Below are 24,697 nucleotides of genomic sequence, written 5' to 3'. Positions count from 1 at the left end.
TGGAGATGGACAAGGTTCACGAATCATTCGCCAAGTTATTGTCCCAACATTCGCTTGCTATCGAGACGCAACAACTTGCTCAATTTGAAACTTATTACCGGGAGCTTGTTGCCTGGAATGAGAAAATGAATTTAACAGGGATTACGGAAAGGGAGCAGGTGTACATCAAACACTTTTATGACTCCCTTTCGGTTTCTTTTTTCATGTCTTTCTACCCGATTTATTCGGTTGCCGACATTGGATCAGGCGCCGGCTTTCCCGGCATTCCCCTCAAGATTATGTTTCCGCATTTGCAACTGACCATCGTTGATTCTTTGAAGAAGAGAATCGGTTTTCTGCAGCATATCGTTCAAGAGCTGGGCTTGCATGGCGTGACGTGTGTGCACGGAAGGGCGGAGGACGCTGCCCGACTGCCGCAACTGCGCGACAATTTCGATCTCGTTACCGCGAGAGCGGTTGCGAAGCTGCAAGTGTTGAATGAGTTGTGCTTGCCGTTCGCGAAGAAGGACGGCATGTTTGTTGCCATGAAAGGCGCCGATCCGTCACAGGAGATTGACGCGGCTGCCTTCAGTTTGCGAGAGCTGCGTGCGGAACTGACGAAGGTTGTACCGCTGCAACTGCCTATGGATGAGGGGGAGCGCCATTTGATCGTCATTCGCAAAACGGGCAGCACTCCTGCTCGTTACCCTCGAAAAGCCGGGCTTCCGCTGAAAGAACCGCTTGAAGTGAAAGTGAAATCATTTTGAACGTTTGTTTCACGTGGAACAAAATAGTTCGTTCGACAGGCAAGTTGTGCAGGAATATGGAACGCATATGGAGAATTTTAATAAGAGTAAGAACGGCGTTTTATTCGTTTTAGTGACTATCGGAAGATATGTCTGGAACGGAGCCATGCTTTACGGAATAGTTGAATTCTAATTGACGATAGAGGTTACGGACCACTGCCGAAGTCTCCGCCGGGCTAAAAACTTCAATTCTTTACGGAGGAGCCATTCGCGATGTTCGGCCCACGTACAGCGGAAGAAGTAGCAACGATCGAGTTCAACTTGATGCGGACAAATTTTGCTCCAAAGTTCCCCGTCACTTTGTGGGATAGGATAGCGGTCGCTCATTTGAGATGCTTCGATTGAGTTTTTTCGTTTCTTACTTACAGCAAGAACATTGTCATTTAGGGTGGATAAAGGCGTATGAAGGAACAAATTTCGCGCATATTTGGCTTTTCCGAACGAATCAACAATGATGAAGTGAAGCAAATTCCGGTATCCGAAATCGTTCCGAGTCCTTATCAGCCTCGTACGATATTCGATGAAGACCGAATCGATGAGTTGTGCCAAACGATCAAAACGCATGGGGTCATTCAACCGATCATTGTGCGTATGCGTGATGATCGGTATGAAATCATTGCCGGCGAACGGCGTTGGCGTGCCACTAAGAAGTTGGGCTATGAAACGATCCCGGGAATCGTTCGGGAAATCAACGACTCGCAGGCAGCTTCAATCGCTTTAATAGAAAATTTGCAACGAGAAGGACTTACTGCTATTGAAGAAGCCGCGGCCTATCAACAATTGATGGAATTGCATCAGCTAACACAGGAGAGCTTGGCACAGCGGCTGGGCAAAAGCCAATCGACGATTGCAAATAAGATTCGACTGCTGCAGCTGGGCGAAAATGTGCGTCTGGCGTTGATGGAGCGGTCGATCACGGAACGTCACGCAAGAGCTTTGCTTTCTCTTGATAGTGAGGAACTGCAAACGAAAGTGCTGGAAGAAATCATCGCCAAAGAACTGAACGTCAAACAAACCGAGACGCGCATTCGCTACTACTTGGAAGCCGCGAAACTGAAACGCTCGAAGCGGCTTTCGTTTACGAAAGATGTGCGATTGGCTTTGAACACAATACGGCAGTCCGTCGAAATGATTACCAACACCGGGATGCAAGTAAGCACGAATGAAGTTGATCATGCCGATCGATATGAAATCATTATTACGATCCCCAAGAACAAATCGGCGCAATAATACGACCAGGTTGAATACATCGTCAATCAGGCATAAGGGCAGTTCCTTGGGACAACTGGGGACTGCCCGCAACATTTTTTGTTGGACGGTATTGCCGTCAGAGGGATTTTCATTTTTTACTGAGGTGAATTCGGTGACCAAAATTATTGCAGTAACGAATCAAAAAGGCGGTGTCGGCAAGACAACAACATCCGTAAATTTAGGTGCATCTTTATCGCAATTGGGCAAGCGTGTCTTGCTGGTCGATATTGATCCACAAGGAAATACGACGAGCGGAATCGGCATTAATAAAGCGGATGTCGTATACTGTATTTACGATGTTATTATCAATGATATTCACCCGAAAGATGCGATCATGGATACGAATTTGCCCAATCTGAAAATTATTCCGGCGACGATTCAATTGGCTGGTGCGGAGATTGAGCTTGTTCCTACTATTTCGCGGGAAGTCCGATTGAAAAAGTCGTTGCACCTGGTTAAGCATATGTTTGATTATATTTTGATTGACTGTCCGCCATCATTGGGCATTCTTACCGTCAATTCATTGACTGCAGCGGATTCCGTGATTATTCCGATTCAATGCGAGTATTATGCATTGGAAGGGCTTAGCCAGTTGTTGAATACGGTGCGGCTGGTGCAAAAGCATCTAAACACTTCATTGCAAATCGAAGGTGTTTTGCTTACGATGTTCGATGCAAGAACGAATTTGGGCATCCAAGTAATAGAAGAAGTGAAGAAATATTTTCAGCAGAAAGTTTACCAGACGATTATCCCTCGTAACGTTCGTCTGAGCGAAGCGCCAAGCCATGGCCAATCGATCATCACCTACGATCCGAAATCGAAAGGTGCCGAAGTGTATATGGAACTTGCGAAGGAAGTGATCAGTTATGAGCAAGCGGCTAGGTAGAGGTCTTGATGCCCTGATTCCATCGCTGAACATTAACGAAGACGACAAGGTTGTGGAAATCCCTCTTGCACAATTGCGGGCGAATCCGTATCAGCCCCGCAAGTCGTTTCATGAAGAGAGCATTCACGAGCTTGCCGCATCGATAAAAGAACATGGCGTTATTCAACCGATTATTGTAAGAAGCGTTTTGAAAGGTTTTGAGATTATTGCCGGTGAACGCCGGTTTCGCGCCTCGCAAGAAGCAGGTTTGGCTACAATTCCAGCAGTTGTGCGGAAATTTTCCGATCGTCAAGTAATGGAAATTGCGCTGATTGAAAACATTCAACGGGAAGATTTGAATGCGATGGAGCTTGCCGTGGCATATCAATCGTTGATGGATTCATTTTCTTTGACACAAGAGGAACTTTCGGTTAAAGTCGGGAAAAGCCGCTCTCACATCGCAAATTTTCTCCGACTGCTGCAGCTGCCGGAAGAAATCAAACACCATGTTTCACGTGGAACAATTTCGATGGGACATGCCCGGGCGATTGTGGGTGTCAAAAGCGACAAGCTGAAGAAAGAGTTGGCCGATCAAACGATCCAATCGCAGTGGAGCGTACGCGATTTGGAAGAGGCGATTAAGAAAGCCGAAGAAAGCGGCGGAAAGCCGATCGCGGGCAAACAAAAAACGAAGAAAAAATCAGATCCGTACATTGTGCAGATAGAAGAAACGCTGCGCAATCATTATCACACAACCGTCAAAATCAAACACGGCAACAATCGGGGCAAGATAGAGTTGGCGTATTATTCCAAGGATGATTTGGAACGGCTGCTTGAATTGCTGCAAGGAAAAATATCGTGAACCGAACGAATTGTTTGCAGGGAACAATAAGCATGCCGGTTGTTTCGAGCAAACAGCCGGCATGCTTTGTTTTCGCCTGAACGATACGGAAGGCGAGTGGAAAGGGGAGAGGACAAGGTGGAGCGCATCTATTATTTCGATCATGCGGCAACATCGTGGCCCAAGCCTCCGGAAGTAACGGAAGCGATGAGCGCATGCATGCAGGAGTACGCGGCAAACCCGGGGCGTGGCAGCCATCGAATGGCGGTTAAATCGGGACGCGTCATTATGGAAACGAGAATGCGGTTGGCCAAGCTTTTCGGTATAGCGAACCCCAACGATATTTCGTTTCAGGCCAGCACAACGGCGGCGTTGAATACGGCAATCAAAGGGTTCGTCAAAAGCGGCGACCATGTCATTTGCACAGGCGTAGAGCATAATTCCGTTCGCCGGCCGTTGGAATATGTCAAACGAACCCGCGGCGTGGAATTGACTTATGCCAAAACAGATGCGTATGGAAACGTCGATCTGGAGGACCTGAAAGCTCAACTCAAATCGAACACCAGGCTGGTTGTGTGCAACCACGGATCGAACCTGCTCGGAACGATTGCGCCAATTCGTGATATTGCGGCCATATGCCGCCGCGCAAGCTCAGCATGCAAGTTGCTTGTCGACGCTGCGCAGACGGCGGGAACGGTGCCGATCCATGTGGGGGAAATGGGCATCGATATGTTGGCGTTTCCCGGGCATAAAGGCTTGCTCGGGCCGCAAGGAACAGGCGGGCTGTATATTGCCCCCGATCTTGAAGTGGAACCGCTGCTGCACGGAGGCACCGGCAGTCAGTCGGAAGCCGTGGATCAACCGACGATTCGGCCGGATCGTTATGAGTCGGGGACGTTGAACACACCCGGAATTGCAGGGCTGGGCGCGGGGGTCAAATTCATTTTGGCGGAAACGGTGGAAGCTATCGAACGTAAGGAAAGGGAAATGATTGCGAAGCTGCATGAGGGGCTGCAGGGAATTGCAGGGGTGCAAGTACTGGGTCCGCCGTTAGGGAAACCTAGAACCGGATTGATTTCCTTCCTTATGAATGGCATCGATGCATCGGAGCTTGCCTTCATTCTCGATCAATCGTTTCGTATCGCCGTACGCGCAGGCTTCCACTGTACGCCGCTGGCGCACCAAACGGCAGGGACGCTGGAAACGGGCGCCGTGCGGGCGAGCATTGGTTATTATACAACCTCGGCGGATATCGACGTCTTTATCCAAGCCATCCAACAAATCGCAGATCAATACCAGACGCAAGGGTGAACGAAAAAGATGGATCAGGGAACGTCGGAACTTGTGTTCGGCATGGAGATGGAAAGTGTGTTTGCGATCGTCATTCTTGTTATCGCTGTTATGGCGATCGCTGTCATCGTATTATTCATTCTGTTGGCGCGCATGCGCGGGCGTTATAAACGGATGATGGCGGGAGCGCAAGGGAATGTGGAAGAGATGCTGATCGCCATGCAAGCGAATGTAACGAACTTGAAGGAACAAGCTTATGTCAACAACAGTAGGCTCGAAGAGATTCGCAAAACGATGAAAAAAATGAAAGCGAGAATCGGCATTGAACGATACAATGCGTTCTCGCAGCATGGAAGCGATATGAGCTTTTCGATCGCCATTCTGGATGAGGAACAGAACGGCATCGTACTAACGGGAATCCATAGCAGGGAAGAGACGTATATTTACGCCAAACCGGTTGAGCAAGGACAGTCGTCCTATGCATTGTCTCCCGAAGAACGAAAGGTCATTGATCAAACCGCGGCACAGGCGAAGACGACGGTTTAGCGAATACGGCAATTCGTTTCGCATTGATTAAGGCGGCATAAATCGATTTGGCCATCATATCGGCCATATTCATGACCAGACTGAGCCGGGTATTCTGCAGCACGAAATATTCCATGAAGCCGCCCACATTCACGATACCGGTCAAGTGAATGTCCCCAACGGGAGGGAGTTCCTTGTTCACGCCGGCTCCTGGCTTCAGCGGGCCAAGCCCGAGTTGGACGCTGCCGACGCTCGTCAGTTGACCCAGACAAGCATCGACGCCGACAATATAGGGATTAAAATAGTCCCGCTGCACATCGCGAAGCGAATCGCCGAGGTTTACGGCATGAACCGGTTCGTCCAGCGTGCCCGAAACGAAAATATCGGAATACGTATATTTTTTCAGTTTCGAACCGACTAGCGGCCCAAGCGCGTCGCCTGTCGAACGATCGGTGCCGATGCACACGAACACGATGGGGCGATGGTCGGGAATTTCGAGGAAGATGGATTGCAGTTGCCTGGACAGCAGATAAACGGCATTCGAATCATTATGGCGAATCTTGAAGGGTGTAGCCTCAGCAGCTTGCAAGCCAAAAGACAGTTTCATCGAAATTCCCCCAACCCGAGCTTAGGATGAAACAACCCTATCGACGGCTAGCAATGTATCAAAATGTATCGATAGATTGTTTTTTACTAGTATATGAACCAACCCGAAATTTTATACATCCTGGGTGTTAATTCCCGTCACCTATTTTCGAAAAAAATGTCGGGTGTCGGTTGCAAAGGGGCTTGCCATGACAGGGAATTGGCTGCTGGCATTCGATTCGACGCAGCAGGCGCTGCGGGCGGAAATGCTGCTGGAGTACGCGGATATTGACATTGACTTGTGCCCGACTCCCAAAGAAATTACAGCCGGGTGCGCGCTTTCGATCGGTTTTCCCGAAGAAACGCTTGAACTCGTGAAACAAATCGTATCGAACGAACGTGTGGAATTGCGCGGCATCTTCGTTCGCCAAGAGGGCAAGTACGTGCCGTACGAAGGATAACGAAACTAACGAGCAGCCGGAAAAGAAGGGAAGGTGAGCCTGCCATGCACCTTACGGCAACACTGGCCGACAGTTTGATGGAATCGGAACAAGTGCAGGCGGGAATCGGGTATTGGACGAAAGTGGAGAATTACGTCACCGATCCGGAGTTATGGAGCAGTATCATTACGGTTGTCATTAAAATCATCGTCATCTGGGTTGTCGGCCGCCTGGTAATCAAGTTGTCGAACAAGGCCATCGACCATATGTCAAGGGAACGCGAGCGCAATCTGCTCAAGATCGATCAGCGGCGTTCGAAAACGATCAGCCGGCTTGTCGGCAATGTGGTCTCGTGGACGGTCAATTTTATTACGCTGCTGCTGGTGCTGAGCCAGATGGGATTCAATTTGGGACCGTTGCTCGCTGGTGCCGGCGTGCTTGGACTGGCTATCGGTTTCGGGGCGCAAAGTTTGGTCAAAGATGTGATTACCGGATTTTTCATCATCTTCGAAGATCAATTTGCCGTCGGAGACGTGATCCAGATCGGGGCGCAGAAGGGAACGGTCGAGCAGATCGGATTGCGCGTCACCCGCATCCGCAGTGCCCTCGGAGAAGAGTATATTATTCCGAACGGCTCGATCGGACAGGTGACCAACTTTTCCGTTCATAATGCGACAGCCTTGATCGATATACTGGTGCCATACAAGGAAGATGCGGAACGGGTCGTCGGCATTATCAACGAAACGCTCAAAGGCTCCGATACCCGCATTCCCCACCTGGTAGCCGAACCGAAGGTGTTGGGCGTGCAAACGATGGCAGCGGCCGATATTTCGATTCGGGTGGAGGCAGAATGCGAGCCGAATACGGACGCCATGGTAGCGCGTATGCTGAACGCGGAAATCAAACAAGCGCTTGACGCGCACGGCATCAGAAAGGCGCCGGCTTAGCGCGAGGGGAGAGGGGGAGCACGAAGCATGGAACGCAAACAATTTCAATTGGGCGATATCGTCATGATGAAGAAGCCGCACCCATGCGGAACGAATGAAATGGAAATCATCCGGATGGGAATGGATATCCGGATTCGCTGCGTCGGCTGCAAGCACAGTGTGCTGGTGCCGCGGGCGAAGTTCGAGAGCAAGCTGAAGAAGGTGCTTCGTTCCAACCCGGATGCCGCAACGGAAAAGAAGATTTACGAACCTTAACAGGCTGCGATAACGGGTAAAAAATTTTTGGCCAAGTTATTGCGCTGGTCCCATGGGGTATGGTATTATAGTTTTTGTCGGCTCAAGGCTGACCGGGCCAGGATCAAGGAGAGGTACCCAAGAGGCCCAAGGGGGCTGACTCGAAATCAGCTAGGCGTGTCAAAGCGTGCGTGGGTTCGAATCCCACCCTCTCCGCCACTTATACAAACGACAAGCGGTTCCCATCGGGAGCCGCTTTTTTGTTTACAGAATCAGAAAGTATAAGCTTCGGAGTGGAACTTCCTGATTCGGCATAAAAAGTTACCGCTAAAGCCGGGCCAACTTCTTCGAATTGCTTCGATAGAAGCTTTTCTTATTACGGCTTGAAAGGCCGTCACAAACGATCAGTTGGGGTGTTATATAGATAAATCGGAAAGGAGGGAGAGCGATGGAGCAGGAACGGACAGACGAAGTGTCCGACGAAGTGTTGGTCCGTGCCGTCAGGGACGGGCAAGTCGAGCTGTACGCGGCACTGATTGAAAAGTATCAGCAGCGGTTGTACGTCTATTGCTATCATCTGCTCATGCAGCGGGAGGAAGCGGAGGATGCGATGCAAGACGTGCTGATCAAAGCATACGAGAAGCTGTCGCTGTATGCGTACCATCAGTCTTTTTCGGCGTGGCTGTACAAGATGGCCTATCATCACTGCCTGAACCTGCTCAAGAAACGGAAGAGGGCGGCGCTGTTGACCAAACTGCTCAAGCCGCTCGGTTGCGAAAACACGGCTGAAGGGGTTGAGACAACGATCCGCAAGGAAGATTTGGCCCGAAGCTTGCTGGCTCTCCGGCGGCTAACGGCTGCCGAACGATCGTTGATTGTGCTTCGCGTAATGGAAGGAAGATCGTATGAGGAAATCGGACAAGCTTTTCCCCAGTCCCCCGCGGCATTGCGCAAAAGAGTGGAACGAGCCACAGCGAAGCTAAAGAAAATCTGGGGCGAAATGGAGATGGACGAGGAGGAGGAGGTAGCCTATGGATTGGCGCGAGAATCTGAAATTGTGGGAAGATCGGTTGCCCCGCATCGATAGAACGGAACGAATCATGGACGCCATTCGAAGCCAAAGCGAGATCGCTCCCAAACAAGAGGCGCAGCAACCGGCAGCGAAGTCAAAGCGGGCCAAAGCGGGGTACGCTGCCTTGATGACGGCGACCGTCATTTTTGCATGCGGCTTCGGTTTTGCGGCGGATTCGTGGAAACTGTTTGCCCCTGACGGATCGCTTGCCTTGGAATACAGAAGCTTCATGCCGGGCGACGAACCGGTTGCCGGAGTCGACACTGCGGCGCTGCAGCGGATGCTCGCCGAAGGACAGGCGGCTATCTTTTATTTGAAGCGTCAGGATCGTTATATCGGCCTTGCAAATGAGCGGCAGTATGCCGATTATTCGCAGTTTGCCGCCGAAGCCGGCAACTATGCCCCGCGGAACGAAATCGGGCAGGGGTTCGCGTTTCAATCGGGATCGTTCATACATGAGTTGAACGGCGGGATAGCGGGAGAGTATCACGCGGAAGATTCGAAGACAACGGAAGAGATCAGCTACCGGACGGTACCGCTTGGCCGGACGGTTGGCTATTCCGCAAGCTATAAGGACGAACGCGGCTATGAAGTAGCCTTAACTGTGTGGTTTCATCTGCCGGGCCAGACGATTTATACCAACGAAATGAATGAATTGAACATGGAAAAAGTCCGCGTCGACGAGGCGGTGGAAGCATTTTATTTGAAGGGAAAAGACAGCGATGTACAACGAATTTCTTGGGGTGAAGGCGATAGTTACTATCGCTTGGACGATCTTACCGGCGGGCAGTTGTCGCGCGAGCGTATGGTCGAATTGGCATTATCGCTGATCGGAGGGTAGACGGGGGCTGCGACAGGCTTGCCGGGAGGCAGGCTGAGGCAGCCCGCCCGGGTCGGAACGTGCCGATTACCGGCTCGTACGGCGCATACGGCTGCGTTCGACGAGCCGGTCGACAATATAGCCCATCACGAACCAGGACGCCACTGTCAGGGCGTAGGCAAGGAATATGTTGATGCTGTTGATATCGGCGAAGAGCGGCGCGAACCAGAGCGGCACGCTGAACGAGAACAGCAGCATATTCTTCGGATCGAGGCCGGCATAATGGATCAAGCTCAGGACGGCTCCAATCACGGTAAACAGGGATGCGAACAAGCGCATAGGTTTTCACCTCTTCCGGATACGGCTTGCGGCTCGGGATCAGTGCGGCGTCGATTTTTTGGTCCACTTGCGATTGTGGTTGCTTGTGTTCGGAAACGAACTGCCCTTCTTCAACTTGACGGATTGAGGGTTCATAATGCCCATGTGAAAATCGTTTTCGCCAATCTCCACGTATGTCCCATCCGTGGGCACTTCTTCACCGGGACGAAATTCGGTACGCTCTCCCAAACGATTCACCTCCTGGTCGTATTAGGGTTAATATGAACCGGGATGACCGAAAGCATGTAATCGCGCCAAAAGGCAAATATAGGAGCCCCGCCCGCCCGTCCGCACGCGGCTGCCGCGAAGACTTCGACTTGTTATTTGACACTCAGTTTGATATAGTATTTGGGTGCGAGTTTTTTGAACCTATGCAAAGCCTCGCTCCTTGCTCCCTTTCATGCCCGTCCGGCATGCGGTGCTGCACCGTCCGTGAAGGGGGCCGCTCAGACCAAAAGGAGGTGAATCGAACATGCGTAAATACGAAGTGATGTACATCATTCGTACGGATGTGGAACAGGAAGTTGTTCAGGCCACTATCGAGAAATTTCAAGCCATCATTAATAACGGCGGCGAAATTACGAAATCCGACGTGATGGGCAAGCGTCGTCTTGCGTATGAGATCGACAAGTTTCGCGACGGGATTTATGTCCTGGTTAACTTCAATGGAACACCTGAAGTTGTTGCCGAGCTTGAACGGGTGATGAAGATTTCCGACGAAATCATCCGTTATCTCATCGTCAATGATGTCGTTGCTTAATCGATGCTAGCTTTCAGAAGGAAGCCAGTGGGGGAGGATGTCGTATGTTAAACCGTGTGATTCTGATCGGCAGACTGACTCGCGATCCGGAGCTGCGCTATACGCCGGCCGGTGTTGCGGTGACCCAGTTTACGATCGCCGTAGACCGTCCGTTCAACCGGGAGCAAAAGGAACAACGGGAAGCCGATTTCATACCGATCGTGACGTGGCGGCAACTGGCCGAAACGTGTGCGAACTACTTGCGCAAGGGACGACTGACCGCGGTAGAAGGCAGAATTCAAGTACGCAACTACGACAACAACGAAGGTCGCCGCGTCTATGTGACCGAAGTCATTGCCGATAACGTACGGTTCCTCGAGTCACCCAACGCTCAAGGCGGAGGCGGAAACGTCGCCAATCGCGACGATGTACCGCCGCCATCTTACGGAGGCGGTGGAAGCGGTAACGGCAGCGGAGGCCGCGGCAATAGCGGCGGCGGAGGCTCTCAGCGGGACAACTACGATCCTTTCGCGGATGACGGAAAGCCGATCGATATTTCCGATGATGACTTGCCATTTTAACGAGAGAAAGGACTGAAACAACAGCATGGCTTTCAAACCGAGAGAGAACAACGATCGCGAAGACCGCGGCGAGCGCAAGTTCGGCGGACGCGGCAAAGGCGGACGCAACAAGCGCCGCAAGGTTTGCTACTTCACGGTAAACAAGATCACTCACATTGACTATAAAGACATCGACACGCTGAAGAAATTCATCAGCGAGCGCGGCAAAATTTTGCCCCGTCGTGTCACAGGTACTTCCGCGAAGTACCAACGCGCGCTGACGATTGCGATCAAACGCGCTCGTCAAATCGCATTGCTGCCTTACACGACAGAATAAGTCGACGTATCGCAAAAGTAAAGCCAGTCGCCCGGATGCGAGTCCGGATCGGCTGGCTTTTTGACTTTTCAGAGAGGAGGGGCGGCTGCTTCTTAAATCGGAAATTGAATAAACATTTAATAAATATTTACTAAATCTATTTACAAGAAAGCGATGGCGATTTATGATGATTCCAGAGGTGAGTGCATGACGGAAATGAAGGGACGGAAAAAGAAACCGACGGTCAAAGCGATCGCCGATCGTACCGGGTTCTCGCCGGCCACGGTGTCGCTGGTGCTCAACGGGAAAGGTTCGTTCATGGAGGAAACGAGGCAAGCGATTGTAGCGGCGCTGTCCGAGCTCGGGGGAGTCCAGCCGGATTCAGGTGAACGCGCCGCCGCAGGAAAGAGCGACCGGCCGTTTGTGCGGTTGTTGATTGAAGAGACGGATGCGTTGTTCACGACCGATCCGTACAATAGCGAAATCATCATGGGGATCGAGCAGGAATGCAGAGCGGCCGGCATCGACATGATGCTGTCGTTCGTGCGGGCGGACAGCGATCCGCTGCAGGCGGCGGCAGGCGCGTCCGGGCTGATTGCGATCGGAGGCGGGTTAATCACCGACTCGTTCGTGGAGCGTCTGCAGCATACGGGCGTGCCGCTGGTGCTCGTCGACAACTACACGCACCGCGGGCACGCCGCATCGGTTCACGCCGATCACTACGGCGCCGGGTTCCTGGCGACGCAACATCTGATCGCGCTGGGCCACCGCCGCATCGGCTTCATCAGCGGGCCGGCCAAATACAAGCCGCTCGTGGACCGGTTTGCCGGCTACTGCGCCGCGTTGGCCGGACACGGGCTGCCGCTGGAGCCGTCGCTGATCGCGACTAATGTGGATCGGCGGTTCGTCAAAGGCTACGAGGAAATGAAAGCGCTGATGTCGCTAGAGGAGCGGCCGACGGCGGTGTTTGCCGTCAGTGACCGCTCGGCGCTCGGCGCCGTCGAAGCCTTGAAAGACATGGGCCTCGCGCATGGCCAAGATGTGGTGTTGGTCGGCTGCGACGACATCGCGGCCATTCGCGACGTCGAGCCCCCCATCGCCACCGTGCATGTTCCCCGTCAAGAGGTGGGGCAGATGGCGGTACGGTTTTTGCTGGAAGGGCTCAAGGGCAATATGATGAGCGGCCGGTTCGTCATTCCCGGCTGGCTGGTGGACCATCCATAGATTAGTAGAGAGAGTTTAGCAAGCTAAACTTCCTATATTAGGAGGAACGGATCGCTTATGGGGACATCGTCACTGCAATCGCCTCAATCGCCTTACAACGCCGTCTACCGGGACGGCCGCAATGAAAGAATCGCGTACCCGCTCGGCGGGCTTGGCGCGGGGATGATCGCTCTGGAAGGGACGGGCGGCTTCTCGCACGTGTCGCTGCGCCATACGCCCGACGTTGCGCACGAGCCGCTGATGTTCGCGGCTGTCTGCGTCAAGGGCATGGAAGGCGCCGCCGTCGCCCGCGTGCTGGAAAGCCAGGTGCCGCGCTGGAAGGTGCTCGGCAAGACGGCGCCCGGCTTCGGCGGCGCCAGCAACGGGCATTCCGGCAAGCACTACGGGCTGCCGCGTTTTGCCGCGAGCGCCTTCACGGCGCGCTTTCCGTTCGGCACCGTTGCGCTGAGCGATCCGCAACTGCCGATCACGGCGGCGATTACCGGCTGGAGCCCGTTGATTCCGCTGCAGCTCGACGATTCCAGCTTGCCGGCGGCAGCGCTTGAATATACGTTTACGAACGTGACGAACGAACCGGTCGAGCTCGTCTTCTCGTTCCATGCCGCCAACTTCATGTCGGCCGGCGCAAAGTCGCACGGCACGCTGCCGATTGAAGGCGGCTTCGTGCTGCATCAGCCGGCGACCGTGGAGAAGCCGTGGGAGGAAGGTTCCTTCGCCGTTCGCACGAGCGAGCCGGCGGTGCGCGTCGACCACGCCTGGTTCCGCGGCGGCTGGTTCGATCCGGTGACGATGGTTTGGAATACAGTCGAGTCGGGAGAGTCCCAGGCGAAGCCGCCGATTGCCGAAGGCGATCCCAGCCCGGGCGGCAGTCTGTACGTTCCGCTGTCGCTGGCGCCCCGGGAGAGCCGCACGGTGAAGCTGCAGCTCTCCTGGTATGTGCCGCGAACCCGTCTGGCCGCGGGTCAACCGGCCGATCCGGTCAGAGCGGCGGGCGTCAAAGAGAACGCGCCGTATGAAGCCGACCATTTCTACGTGCCCTGGTACGCGCGACGATTTGCGGATGTGCAGGAGGCTGCGGGCCACTGGAACCGCGAGTACGACCGGCTGCGCGCCGAAAGCGCCGCGTTCGCGGACACGATGTACGGAACGACGATGCCGCCGGAGCTGACGGAAGCGGTGACGGCGAATCTCGCCATACTCAAGTCGCCGACGATTCTGCGGCAGCACGACGGGCGCATGTGGGCATGGGAGGGCTGCCACGATAAGGGCGGCTCTTGCCACGGCACGTGTACGCACGTATGGAATTACGCGCAAGCGATCGCGCATTTGTTTCCGGAGCTGGAGCGCGGGCTGCGCGAGACCGAACATCACGAAGGCCAGGACGAGCGCGGGCACCAAAACTTCCGCGTGCCGCTGCCGATCTCGCCGGCGACGCACGGGTTCCATGCCGCCAGCGACGGTCAGCTCGGCGGTATCATGAAGGTATACCGGGAGTGGCGGATCGGCGGCGACGACGAGTGGGTGCAGCGGCTGTGGCCGAAGGTGAAGGCGAGCCTCGACTATTGCATTGAGTCGTGGGATCCGCAGCGCCAAGGCGTGCTGGTCGAACCGCATCATAATACGTACGACATCGAGTTTTGGGGCGCGGACGGCATGTGTTCGTCGGTGTACCTTGGCGCCTTGAAGGCGGCCGCGCGAATGGCGAACGCCCGGGGCGAAGCGGAAACCGCAGCGGCTTACGAAACGCTTTATCAGCGCGGCCGAACGTATCTGGAGACGGAGCTGTTCAACGGCGATTATTTCGACCAGCATGTCGTTTGGGAAGGGCTGCGTACGCCTGCCCCAACAGACGCCGGCTACTCGCCGGAAGCGCTGGAGCTGCTGCGCCGCGAAGGGCCGAAGTACCAGTACGGCAAAGGCTGCCTGTCCGACGGCTTGTTCGGCGCCTGGTTGGCCGAGATGTGCGGCCTCGGCGACATCCTCGACCGCGACAAGGTACGCCGCCATCTGCTCAGCGTGTACAAGTACAACTTGAAACGCGACTTGTCCGAGCATGCCAATCCCCAGCGCCCCGGTTATGCGTTCGGCCGGGAAGGCGGGCTGCTGTTGTGCACATGGCCGAAGGGCGGGCAGCTGTCGCTGCCGTTCGTCTACTCGAACGAAGTGTGGACCGGCATCGAATACGAAGTGGCGTCGCACCTGATCGCCATCGGCTGCGTTGAAGAAGGGCTCGACATCGTGCGCGTCTGCCGCGACCGTTACGACGGAAGCGACCGCAACCCGTTCGACGAGTACGAATGCGGCCACTGGTATGCGCGCGCGCTTGCCTCCTACGGACTCATCCAGGCGTGGAGCGGCATTCGCTACGACGCTTGCGAGCGCACGTTGTACATCAAGCCGCAGGCCGACGGCGATTTCCGCAGCTTCCTGTCCACGGCCGCCGGCTATGGGATCGCCGGCATCCGCGACGGCGAGCCGTTCGTCGAAACGACCGCCGGCCGCATCGAGGTCGACCGCATCATTTTCGGCTAACGCACCGCCATGCACCGCCATGTACAACCGCCAAACCAACTGAAGCTGCCCTCGCGGGCGGCTTTTTTCATGTAGCCATACGCCAAAAAAATGCCGATGTTCAACAGTGTTGAATCGTTGTATGATGAGGATGCCGACTTGCGAGAGCAGCGAAGGGGGACGCATCCATGCTGGGCCGATTCGCCTGGAACCGACTGTACGGGACGAGCATCAAGACGAAAATTTTCGTCTATTATGCGTCGCTGATTGTCATTATTTTTATCGCGTGCAGCTTCTTTCTCTATACGTACATGCAGTCCTACACCAGAAACCTCGTCGGCGACTATACCAGCTCGGCCACGCAGCAAACGAGCGCCAAGCTGGACGCCTGGATGCAGGAAATCGAAACGCTGTCGAAGGCGATCATGTGGAACGCGAACGTGCGCAACATCATGGTGTACTACGAGCAGAACGGCGTCGACTCGAAGGACCGGTCGGAGCTGTACAACTACCTCACGCTGCTGATGACGCCCCGCGACGATATTTATTCCATCCAATTCGTGGAGAACAACTCGTTTCCGATCCGGTTCGGGAACTATTTTGACGATATGAACGGCATGCTGCCGACGCTGGAAGCGCTGGACCGCAGCAACAAGGACTACCAGGGGGGAAGCATGGTGTTCACCGGCTCCGTCCTCCGCCACGCCGCCGACAACGGCAAGATGACGTTCTTCGCCGCCCGCAAAATATACGACAAATTCACCTTCACCACGATCGGCGATATGGTGATCGAAGTCGATTACAGCAAGCTGCGGCAAGTGATGCGGCAGCTCGACAATGGGAAGAGCAAGGCGCACTATTTGCTTGATCCGACCGGGCGCGTCATCTACAGCGACAACGAAAAGGAAATCGGCCAGCAAGCCGCGCCCGAATACGCCCAATTTCTGGCCGAGCCAGGGGCTCCGGCCAACTTCACCCGCACGATCAGCGCCAACGTCCTCGCCGCGTTCAGCCAATCCGACTATACCGGCTGGTATGTCGTTTCCGCTACGCCGCTCAGCGAAATCGTTTCGCCGTTTCAGCGCATCCAGCAGATGTTCCTGCTGGTCAATCTGATCGGCATCTCGATCGCGCTCATTCTCGCCGCCATGCTGTCGCGCAGCATCACCCGGCCGCTGACCAAACTCGTCGGCAAAATGAAAGGCATCCGCATCGGCAATATCAAGCTCGACAGCAGCCAAAGCTTGCTGCCCGTGCAGCAAGGCTACAACGAAATCCAGAAAATCAACGATACGTTCAACGACATGATCGCCAGCATCAACCGGATGATTCAGGAGAGCTACGAGGCCGAATTGAAGCAGAAGGAAACCGAGCTGAAGGTGCTGCGGGCGCAGATCAACCCTCACTTTTTATACAACACGCTTGACGTGATCAACTGGAAGCTGGTCATCAACAACCAGAACGACATCAGCAAGCTCGTGCGCGCGCTGACGTCGATTCTGCGCTACAACATCGCCGAAAGCGGCAAGCCGGTGCGGCTGCGCGAAGAAATTGCCCAGATCGACAACTATTTGAAAATCCAGCAAGCCCGCTTCGAGGACCGCATCGAGCTGGTCGTCGACATCGATCCGGAGGTGATGGAGCTTGTCGTCTGCAAGTTTCTGCTGCAGCCGATCGTGGAGAACGCCGTCATGCACGGCTTCAAGCAGCGGGAGGAAGGCACGATCACGATCCGCGGGCAGGTGCGGGACGGCACGCTGACGCTGGAAGTCGGCGACAACGGCGGCGGCATCGACCGGCAGACGCTGGACAGCCTGCAGCGGAGCCAATCTTTCAGCTCGAGCAACAGCACGGGCATCGGCATCCATAACATCAGCCAGCGCATGGCGCTATATTACGGCAACGAATACGGCATCCGCTTCGCCAGCGAACCCGGGCTCGGCACAACCGTCACCTTGACGCTGCCGGCTGCGGCAGGGGCGGACGAATAAGTCCCAATGCAAGCGAACCTTTTCCAATTCAAGTGTCATTCCCCCGGATTGGTCCGGCTCCTACAATGGAAGCAAGGGCAAGTCATCCGCAAAGGGGGATCGCGCAACACCAATCACGCCCGGAAGGCAGCTTGCCGCAACAAGATTTGGTCCGCAACAGCGGGTGTTAAATGCAGCAAGCGCCATAAATGGCGGCACAGGGGGAACCGGATATGAACGGATTGAACATTGCTGTAGTCGGCTGCGGCGCTTTGGCGTCCAAACGCATTTATCCGTATCTCGCGGCGGCGGGAGGCAAGCTGGTGGGCGTATGCGACCTCGATCTGGACAAGGCGAAGGAAAAAGCGTACTTGTACGGAGGCACTCCCTACGGCGACGCGGAGGAAATGGCGGAGCGGGAGCGGCCCGACGCCGTTATCGTATGTATCGGTCCGGAGCAGCATCACGCGCTGGCGACTGTCCTGATGCGGAGCGGCATTCCCGTCTACACGGAGAAGCCGCCGGCGCCCAGCGCGCAAGAGGCGCTGGAGCTGGCGCGATTGTCGCGGGAGACGGGCGTGCTGTGCACGACGGCGTTCAAGAAGCGCTACAACCACGCGTACAGCCGGGCGAAGCAATGGCTGGGCGGATTCGACGCCGGCCAGTATGTATCGTTATCCGTCGACTATGCGTCGGATTTCTATCACAACACGGTGCCGCGCAACGAGTTTCTGCTCGATTTTGCCATCCATCTGATCGATGTAACCGCTTACCTGTTCGGAGACGCGGAGCAGGTATGCAGTTTCGCCAAAGGCAAGGACGCGTACGCGGTGAGCGTGAAGTTCCGCAGCGGCGCGGTCGGTTCGCTCAGCTTCAACGACGCGCGTTCGTTTACGGTGCCGACGGAGGAAGTGGAGCTGTCGGTAGCGGGCGGCAATTTCATGACAATCCACAATTCGTCCGTCTGGCGCATTACGGAGAACGGCAAACCGTCCGAATGGCGCGAGCCCCCAACGTTCGTCAGCGGCGGCGACAGCGGGTACGACACGGGACATTTTGCCGAAATCGCCGATTTCTTCGCCGCGGTGAAGGAAGGGCGGACGACGCGCTCCAACATTTACGAAAGCTACAAAACGATGGTGCTGTACGAGGCGATCAAACGCTCCGCGGAGACGGGGGCCATCGAAGCCGTTTCCTACGAGTCGTTGTAAGTTGTAATGCCGATCACAATAGGAGGGATTCGCATGATTCGCAACTATCGCAAGTATCGGATGAGCTTGCTGCTTCTCATAACCGCCATCGTCTGGGCGATGACGGGCTGCTCCTCGAAGGACAACAAGACGGGCGGCGCGTCGGCATCGCCGGCGGCTACGCAAGCGGCTTCGAGCCCAAGCGCCGCCGCATCGGTGAAGCCCAGTGCGGCTCCGAGCACCGGCGCCAAAACAAAAGTGACCTACTGGACGATCCGCACGCAAGACCAGGTCGATCTGATCAAGTCGAAGATGCTCGGCGAGCTGCTGAAAGAAATCGACCTCGACATCGTTCCGGTGCCGGCGGCCGATTACGAGAACAAGCTGCGCATCGCGATCAGCGGCGGCAATGCGCCCGACATGTTCGACGTCGACGGCGTGTACACGTCCAACTACGCCTACAGCGGCGCGCTGCTGGCGCTCGACAAGTATTGGGATAAAGCCGATTACGACGATTATGTGCAGCCAGCCAAGGACAAGACGGGCTACAACGGCAAAATTTACGCCGCATCGCTGCACGACTCGAGCCTCGTGCTCTATTACAACAAGGATTTGTTCGCCAAGGCGGGCATTACGAACGTGCCGACGAAGGTGTCCGACGCCTGGACGTACGCCCAGTTCCTGGACGCCGCGAAGAAGCTGACCGTTACCGACGCATCGGGCAAAATCACGCAATACGGCGCGATCCCGGACGGCTGGCTGGCTCCCGACAACAGCACGGAAGGCGCTTCGTTCACGCGTTTCCTCTGGGTGTGGAACCACGGCGGCGAGGTGCTCGATCCGCAGAACAAGACGGCAAACGGCTATCTGAACAGCGACAAAACGCTTGCCGCGCTTCAGGAGTATCAGGATTTCTACCAGAAATACAAAGTGTCGCCGCTCGAAGCGATTACGAAAGACCAGTCCGGCTTCGAGAACGGCAAGCTGGCGATGTACATTTCGAACATCGGCACTACGGCAACGTTGAACACGAAATACCCGGATATCAAATACGGCGTCATGCCGCTGCCGAAAGGCGAGAAGCAGTACGGCTCGTCGGGCGGCTGGAACGTGGGCATCTACGCGAAGTCGAAAAACCCGGACGCCGCCTGGAAAGTCATCAACGCCATCACCGGCAAGGCCGGCCACAAGCAGTTCACGGAGCTGTTCAACTTCATCCCGTCGCGCAAGAGCACGCTGGAAGCGCGCACCGATCTGGCGCAATATCCGCTCAGCATGGCGAAAGAAGAGATGAACAACGCCCGCGCCCGTCCGGTTACGCCGGCATACGCCGAGGTGTCGCCGATTTTTGCGGAAATGATGAGCTCGATCGCCTACGGCGGCAACGTCAAGGATTTGGCCAACAAGGCGGTCGACAACATCGACAAGGCGCTCAAGAAGTACGCGCAGTAAACGCCGGCACGGCAAGAGGGATATAAGCAAAGCCGACCATATCGGACGATGGGGAAAAGCGGGCCGCCCGCTTTTTCCCGTCTGCCGGCGCGCGGCAAGGAAGGAGACGCCTGGGTGATGGAAGCGGGAATCGGTCAAGCGGCAAACAGCGGAAAAAGGCGGCTTCCGTCGCGTCATCGACTGGCGCAGTATCGCGACGGGTATTTGTTTATTTTGCCGGCCATGATCGTGATGTTCCTCTTTACGGTATACCCTTCGATTCGCGTGTTCTGGATGAGCATGAACCGGTATCGCATGATCGAAGGCGTGCAGCATACGAAATTCATCGGACTCGAAAACTACAGCGGCGCGTTCGACGATCACCTGTTTCTGAAAACATTGTGGAATTCGTTCTACTTTCCGCTCGTCATTACGCCGCTGCAGACGGCGCTGGCGCTGTTCATCGCCGTGCTGCTGTGCGGCCGGATCAAGTTTCCGAGCTTCTTCCGGACGATATATTTTATCCCGGTCGTGCTGTCGTTCGTCATCGTCGGCATGTTCTGGAAGGAGATGCTGAACACCAACTCCGGGGTCGTCAACGACTGGCTGGGCGCGCTCCATATCGCGCCGAAGCGGTTCCTGACCGATCCGAAGCTGGCCAAGCTCAGCATCGCGTTCGTCAGCATCTGGAAATCGTGGGGATGGTACCTGGTCATCTTCATCGCCGCGCTCAATCAAGTGCCGAAGGAGCTGCAGGAAGCGGCCAACATCGACGGCGCGAACGCCTGGCAGCGATTCTTCCGCATTACGCTGCCGCAGATTCGGCGCACGATGCTGTTCGTCATCGTCGTGTCGACGATGAACTGCATCAAGCTGTTCACGCCGATCATCGTCATGACCGGCGGCGGCCCGGCCGACTCGACGCGCACGATCGTGCAGTACATCTGGACGTCGGCCTTCCGCATGAGCGACTTCGGCTACGCCGGGGCGATGGCGGTTATTCTGTTCTTCATCGTGGTCGCCATCTCGTTCATCCAGTACAAGTTTATGAAAAGCGAGGAGTGAGGCATAATGGTAGTCAGACAAACCGGCGCCGCGCTCAAATATGCCATGCTGCTGCTCCTTGTCGTTGTCGTGCTGCTCCCGCTCGTGTATGTGGTGCTGAAATCGTTCACCCCCAACGCGCTGATGGGCGTCAATATGTTCTGGCCGGACCGCTTCACGACGGCAAACTATCGGGCGGTCATGTTCGATACGCCATTCTTTCATTACCTGGGAAATACCGCGTTCCTGGCGGTGACGATCACGCTCGGCAGCCTGCTGTTCGACTCGCTGGCGGCCTACGGCTTCTCGCGCATCGCCTTCCCGGGGCGGGAACTGTTGTTCCTGACGGTCATCGCCATGCTCGTCGTTCCCGCCGAAGTGCTGCTGCTGCCCAAATATATCCTGATGCGCGATTTCGGCTGGGTCGACGATTACCGGGCGCTCGTCATTCCGTCGCTCAGCTCGGCGTATTCGATTTTCTTCCTCCGCCAGTTTTTCCTTGGGCTGCCGAAGGAGCTGGAGGAATCGGCGGTCATGGACGGCTGCTCGCGGATCCGCGTTTACGCGCAGATCATGCTGCCGCTGGTCAAGGCGCCGCTGCTGACGATCGGGCTGCTTGTGTTCTTCGGCGTCTGGGACGATTTCCTGTGGCCGCTGACGATCATATCGTCGCCGTCCAAATACGTGCTGCAGGTGGCGGTAAGCCTGCTGGACGACGAATTCTCCACGAATATCGGCGCCAAGTTCAGCAACGTGGTGCTCAGCTCGCTGCCGATCGTCATTCTGTTTCTGGCGATCCAGCGGCAATACATTTCCGGCATTACGTCCGGCGCGATCAAAGGCTGACCGGCTGACGGCTGTTTGGGCCGCTTGGCAGCGCGAATCGAAGGGAGGCGGGTCCGATCCGTATTCTGATCGTCGATGACGAATATATGGTGCTCAAAGGGATCGAGACGCTGGTCGGCCGATCCGGGCGCGATTGGCAGATCGCCGGCAAGGCCGGCAACGGCAAGGAAGCGCTGGCTCTGCTCGAAACGGAAGACGTCGATCTGGTCATCACCGATATCATGATGCCGGATATGAACGGCATCGAAATGATCGAGGAGATGGCCCGCCTCGGCCTGACGTGCGAATGCCTGATTTTGACCTCGTATCCGGATTTCGAATTCGCCCGCAAGGCGGTCAAGTTCGGCGCGCTCAATTATTTGCTCAAGCCGGTCGACCCGGACGAGCTGATCGACAATATCGCCCAGGCGGAGCAAGCCGTCGAGAGCCGCAAACGCCACTTGATCGAACAGGAGCAGATTACCCGCAACCGGCAGCTGATGACGAACATGATGTTCGCGCGGCTGCTGTTCGGCTATGACCACGACGAGTCGAAGGTGCGGCGGGAGCTGGAGCAGGCGGGGCTGCGCATCGGCGAGCTGGCGGTCGTGACGGCGGCGCAGCCGGACTGGATGGACGACGCGCGCTGGGGCGAAACGAAGCGCGGCGTCGCGTCCGTGCTCGGCGAAGAAGCGGGAATCCGCGCGGAGGACGTGTCGTTCGAGGAGCGCTTCCTCGTGCTGGCCGTCTGGACCGCGGAAGGCGCCGGCCTTGCCGATCGGCTGGAGGCGGCGCTGGCGGACATCGCCGCGGCGGCGCAGACGGAGCAGACGGGCAAAGGGCCGCTGTTCGGGCTGAGCGAGGCGTGCTCGAAGCCGGCCGACATTGCGGCGGCGCTCAACCAGAGCATCTGCAACCACGATTGGGCGGTGCGCACCGGCAGGCCGGTCGTGCGCTTCCGCGACGTCGACGAGAACGACCACATGATCCAATACCCGTACGCGCTGGAGCACAAGCTGCTGTTCGCGTTCAAGTCGGGCCAGCTGGACGACGTGCACCGGTTGACGGAGCAGCTGGCGGAAGGGCTGTTCGAGACGAACCGGCTGAGCAATCTGTACCACATCGTCATGATCTCGTCGCGAACGCTGGCCGCCTTCAAACGGCTCGTCGTGGAGATGAACAGCAATCTGGAGCAGATCATCCGGCTCGACGCCGACGCCCAGGCGCATCCGCTGCGGTTCACCAACATGGACACGGTCAAGGCGTGGTTTCTCCAGAGCATGGCGCACATTACCGAGCAGATCGTCGGCAGCCGCAAATTCAAGAGCCGCAAAATCATCGAACAAGTAAAGACGATCGTAGCCGAGCGCTACGCCACCGATATCCAGATCCGCGATATCGCCGACGAGCTGTACATGAACGCCAGCTACCTGAGCGATCTGTTCAAGCAGACGACGGGCATGACGTTCACCGAGTTCGTCATCGAGCACCGGCTGCAGCAGGCGAAGGCGCTGCTGCTCCGCGATCCGCAAGCGAAGCTGTACGAGATCGCGGAGAAGGTCGGGTACAAGAACCCGAAGCATTTCAGCCAATTGTTCAAAAAGCACGTCGGCGTCCTGCCCGGCGAATTCCGCGAGCTGCGCTGAGCCGCCGCTCGCGGCTTCAGGCGCGGCATCCCCGTCTCGTTACGGCCCGTCCCCGCAAATCGGCCAAATTCCCCCTCTCACGGCGTCCCTTTTTTTGTGTTATAATTATCGAAGCAAATCAGCAAGGCCACGTTTCCGAAGCCTGAAGCTTTTTTCCAAGTGTGGAATGCCGGTAGTACATACCTCTGAGGTGACGCGGATTGAAAATAAAAAGCTGGCAGCCGTACTTGTGGTCGGTGCTTTACGTGCTGCTCCTGTACAGTTTTTTTACGTCTTTCAACATCATCACGATCAATCTGGTCATGGTTCCCGCCATTGTGCTGTTCATGAAGCTCGATGCGCGGCGATTCGTCTTTTTCTACGCAGCCGTCATGGCGGTGCTCCTGATTATTGACGTGAATGCCGGCCTGGTGCTGATGATCGTGGCGCTGTTCTTTTTGCCTCCGGTCATTGCGATGGGCTATTATTACAAGAAACGCAACGCCCGCACCGCCGTGATCGCCGGCATCCTGGCGCTGCTGGCCGAGTTTCTGCTGATGCTGGCCATCAGCTACGCCATCGGCGGCAACCCGATCTCGTCGCTCGAGTCCTACGTCGACGACATGATTCTGACGCTTCCGCCGGTTGCCCGCGAGCTGATTCCGAGCAACTTCACCACCTTGATCGTGAAGATCATTCCGCTTTTCATGGTTTCCTTCGCCGTGTACTACATTATCATTTCGCATGCGATTACCCGCTGGATCATGCGCCGCTCGAACGAGACGCTGCCGGCGCTGCCGCCGCTGCGCAACTGGAAGCTGCCGCGGTCGATGGTATGGTACCTGCTGATTGCGGTCGTGCTCGAATTCACCGTCGACCCGGGCGCCGATACGACGATGTCGATGATCGCCGTCAATCTCGCTCCGCTGCTGACCGCCGCTTTTGCCGTGCAGGCCGTTTCGCTGTTCGCTTATATTGGCCATATCAAAGGCTGGGGCAGGGCGCTGCCGATCGTCAGCGTGATCGTCATGATCCTGATCAGCCCCGCGATTTACTTGTTCTGTCTGGTTGGATTGCTGGATGTCGTCTTCCCGCTTCGCGAGAAGATCGCGAAGAAATCATAGCTTGATTTGCGGGAGCTGCACCTGCCAAGCTGCCGGCGGCGCGCCATAATGCCGGGCAGCGCCTGTTCGGCGCGGGACGCCCCATTCCAGATAAGGAGACGAAGG

At 56.0% G+C, this 24,697-nt stretch carries 26 protein-coding genes and 1 tRNA gene; 24 read left to right on the top strand and 3 right to left on the bottom strand.

Annotated elements, in window-relative coordinates; all coding sequences use genetic code 11:
- Window positions 1-5 precede the first annotated feature (5 nt).
- From rsmG to EXY20_RS23760, 6 genes are all read left to right on the top strand, one after another.
- Window positions 6-746 (top strand): 16S rRNA (guanine(527)-N(7))-methyltransferase RsmG, encoded by a 741-nt coding sequence (rsmG, locus tag EXY20_RS23785; protein ID WP_135554614.1) that lies wholly within the window; start codon window positions 6-8, stop codon window positions 744-746.
- A gap of 441 nt (window positions 747-1,187) precedes the next feature.
- Entirely contained in the window at window positions 1,188-2,015 is an 828-nt protein-coding gene (gene noc, locus EXY20_RS23780; protein WP_135554613.1) for a nucleoid occlusion protein, read from the top strand.
- Window positions 2,016-2,148: 133 nt separating this feature from the next.
- A complete protein-coding gene (locus tag EXY20_RS23775; protein WP_135554637.1) occupies window positions 2,149-2,922 on the top strand; it encodes a ParA family protein in 774 nt (257 codons plus the stop codon).
- Window positions 2,903-3,763: a ParB/RepB/Spo0J family partition protein gene (locus EXY20_RS23770; RefSeq protein ID WP_135554612.1), complete on the top strand. Its 861-nt coding sequence runs from the start codon at window positions 2,903-2,905 to the stop codon at window positions 3,761-3,763. Before EXY20_RS23775 ends, EXY20_RS23770 begins: the two co-directional genes overlap by 20 nt.
- 117 nt (window positions 3,764-3,880) lie before the next feature.
- Window positions 3,881-5,053, top strand: coding sequence for an aminotransferase class V-fold PLP-dependent enzyme (locus tag EXY20_RS23765; RefSeq protein ID WP_135554611.1), 1,173 nt, complete (start codon window positions 3,881-3,883; stop codon window positions 5,051-5,053).
- A gap of 9 nt (window positions 5,054-5,062) precedes the next feature.
- Window positions 5,063-5,578: a DUF4446 family protein gene (locus EXY20_RS23760; protein WP_135554610.1), complete on the top strand. Its 516-nt coding sequence runs from the start codon at window positions 5,063-5,065 to the stop codon at window positions 5,576-5,578.
- Here EXY20_RS23760 and yyaC read toward each other — a convergent pair.
- Window positions 5,538-6,164: a spore protease YyaC gene (yyaC, locus tag EXY20_RS23755; RefSeq protein WP_135554609.1), complete on the bottom strand. Its 627-nt coding sequence runs from the start codon at window positions 6,162-6,164 to the stop codon at window positions 5,538-5,540. The two genes, EXY20_RS23760 and yyaC, sit on opposite strands and share 41 nt — an antisense overlap.
- Window positions 6,165-6,351: 187 nt before the next feature.
- Here yyaC and EXY20_RS23750 point away from each other — a divergent pair, with 187 nt between their 5' ends.
- From EXY20_RS23750 to EXY20_RS23725, 6 genes are all read left to right on the top strand, one after another.
- On the top strand, window positions 6,352-6,603 hold the full coding sequence (locus EXY20_RS23750; protein WP_135554608.1) for a DUF3343 domain-containing protein: 252 nt from the start codon (window positions 6,352-6,354) through the stop codon (window positions 6,601-6,603).
- A gap of 44 nt (window positions 6,604-6,647) precedes the next feature.
- Complete coding sequence (locus tag EXY20_RS23745; RefSeq protein ID WP_135554607.1) at window positions 6,648-7,529, top strand: mechanosensitive ion channel family protein; 882 nt, start codon at window positions 6,648-6,650, stop codon at window positions 7,527-7,529.
- A gap of 27 nt (window positions 7,530-7,556) precedes the next feature.
- The gene (locus tag EXY20_RS23740; protein ID WP_135554606.1) at window positions 7,557-7,784 is read left to right on the top strand and encodes a DUF951 domain-containing protein; all 228 of its coding nucleotides are present in this window, start codon (window positions 7,557-7,559) and stop codon (window positions 7,782-7,784) included.
- A 107-nt stretch (window positions 7,785-7,891) separates the two neighbouring features.
- A tRNA-Ser gene (locus EXY20_RS23735) sits at window positions 7,892-7,982 on the top strand.
- A gap of 229 nt (window positions 7,983-8,211) precedes the next feature.
- A complete protein-coding gene (locus EXY20_RS23730; RefSeq protein ID WP_135554605.1) occupies window positions 8,212-8,850 on the top strand; it encodes an RNA polymerase sigma factor in 639 nt (212 codons plus the stop codon).
- Entirely contained in the window at window positions 8,795-9,676 is an 882-nt protein-coding gene (locus EXY20_RS23725) for a hypothetical protein (RefSeq protein ID WP_135554604.1), read from the top strand. Before EXY20_RS23730 ends, EXY20_RS23725 begins: the two co-directional genes overlap by 56 nt.
- A 66-nt stretch (window positions 9,677-9,742) precedes the next feature.
- Here the strand turns inward: EXY20_RS23725 and EXY20_RS23720 are convergent, their stop codons facing one another.
- Both EXY20_RS23720 and EXY20_RS23715 read right to left on the bottom strand, forming a co-directional pair.
- Window positions 9,743-9,994 (bottom strand): hypothetical protein, encoded by a 252-nt coding sequence (locus EXY20_RS23720; RefSeq protein WP_135554603.1) that lies wholly within the window; start codon window positions 9,992-9,994, stop codon window positions 9,743-9,745.
- A 39-nt stretch (window positions 9,995-10,033) separates the two neighbouring features.
- A complete protein-coding gene (locus EXY20_RS23715) occupies window positions 10,034-10,231 on the bottom strand; it encodes a YjzC family protein (RefSeq protein ID WP_407944935.1) in 198 nt (65 codons plus the stop codon).
- Window positions 10,232-10,505: 274 nt separating this feature from the next.
- Between EXY20_RS23715 and rpsF the strand changes: the two genes are divergently transcribed.
- The 12 genes from rpsF (at window position 10,506) to EXY20_RS23655 (ending at window position 24,592) form a co-directional block, all read left to right on the top strand.
- Entirely contained in the window at window positions 10,506-10,793 is a 288-nt protein-coding gene (gene rpsF, locus EXY20_RS23710) for a 30S ribosomal protein S6 (RefSeq protein ID WP_135554601.1), read from the top strand.
- 44 nt (window positions 10,794-10,837) lie between these two features.
- A complete protein-coding gene (gene ssb, locus EXY20_RS23705; RefSeq protein WP_135554600.1) occupies window positions 10,838-11,353 on the top strand; it encodes a single-stranded DNA-binding protein in 516 nt (171 codons plus the stop codon).
- Window positions 11,354-11,378: 25 nt separating this feature from the next.
- A complete protein-coding gene (gene rpsR, locus EXY20_RS23700) occupies window positions 11,379-11,669 on the top strand; it encodes a 30S ribosomal protein S18 (protein ID WP_135554599.1) in 291 nt (96 codons plus the stop codon).
- Between the two features lie 186 nt (window positions 11,670-11,855).
- Complete coding sequence (locus EXY20_RS23695; protein ID WP_167859467.1) at window positions 11,856-12,872, top strand: LacI family DNA-binding transcriptional regulator; 1,017 nt, start codon at window positions 11,856-11,858, stop codon at window positions 12,870-12,872.
- A 57-nt stretch (window positions 12,873-12,929) separates the two neighbouring features.
- Entirely contained in the window at window positions 12,930-15,404 is a 2,475-nt protein-coding gene (locus EXY20_RS23690; protein WP_135554597.1) for a GH116 family glycosyl hydrolase, read from the top strand.
- A gap of 167 nt (window positions 15,405-15,571) precedes the next feature.
- The gene (locus EXY20_RS23685; protein ID WP_135554596.1) at window positions 15,572-17,374 is read left to right on the top strand and encodes a cache domain-containing sensor histidine kinase; all 1,803 of its coding nucleotides are present in this window, start codon (window positions 15,572-15,574) and stop codon (window positions 17,372-17,374) included.
- Between the two features lie 212 nt (window positions 17,375-17,586).
- A complete protein-coding gene (locus EXY20_RS23680) occupies window positions 17,587-18,564 on the top strand; it encodes a Gfo/Idh/MocA family protein (RefSeq protein WP_167859466.1) in 978 nt (325 codons plus the stop codon).
- Window positions 18,565-18,597: 33 nt separating this feature from the next.
- Window positions 18,598-19,995, top strand: a complete 1,398-nt coding sequence (locus EXY20_RS23675; protein WP_167859465.1) for an ABC transporter substrate-binding protein — start codon at window positions 18,598-18,600, stop codon at window positions 19,993-19,995.
- Between the two features lie 117 nt (window positions 19,996-20,112).
- Entirely contained in the window at window positions 20,113-21,039 is a 927-nt protein-coding gene (locus EXY20_RS23670) for a carbohydrate ABC transporter permease (RefSeq protein WP_235886166.1), read from the top strand.
- 6 nt (window positions 21,040-21,045) lie between these two features.
- Window positions 21,046-21,864 (top strand): carbohydrate ABC transporter permease, encoded by an 819-nt coding sequence (locus EXY20_RS23665; protein WP_135554592.1) that lies wholly within the window; start codon window positions 21,046-21,048, stop codon window positions 21,862-21,864.
- 11 nt (window positions 21,865-21,875) lie between these two features.
- Window positions 21,876-23,489 (top strand): response regulator, encoded by a 1,614-nt coding sequence (locus EXY20_RS23660; RefSeq protein ID WP_328592586.1) that lies wholly within the window; start codon window positions 21,876-21,878, stop codon window positions 23,487-23,489.
- Window positions 23,490-23,689: 200 nt separating this feature from the next.
- The gene (locus EXY20_RS23655) at window positions 23,690-24,592 is read left to right on the top strand and encodes a DUF2232 domain-containing protein (RefSeq protein WP_135554590.1); all 903 of its coding nucleotides are present in this window, start codon (window positions 23,690-23,692) and stop codon (window positions 24,590-24,592) included.
- The last annotated feature ends 105 nt before the right edge of the window (window positions 24,593-24,697 follow it).

The sequence above is a fragment of the Paenibacillus cymbidii genome (assembly GCF_004764705.1).
In the GTDB taxonomy this organism is placed as follows: Bacteria; Bacillota; Bacilli; order Paenibacillales; family NBRC-103111; genus Paenibacillus_AN; species Paenibacillus_AN cymbidii.
The sequence above is the reverse complement of the archived record's forward strand: the minus strand, read 5'-3'. Positions and strand labels throughout refer to the sequence as shown.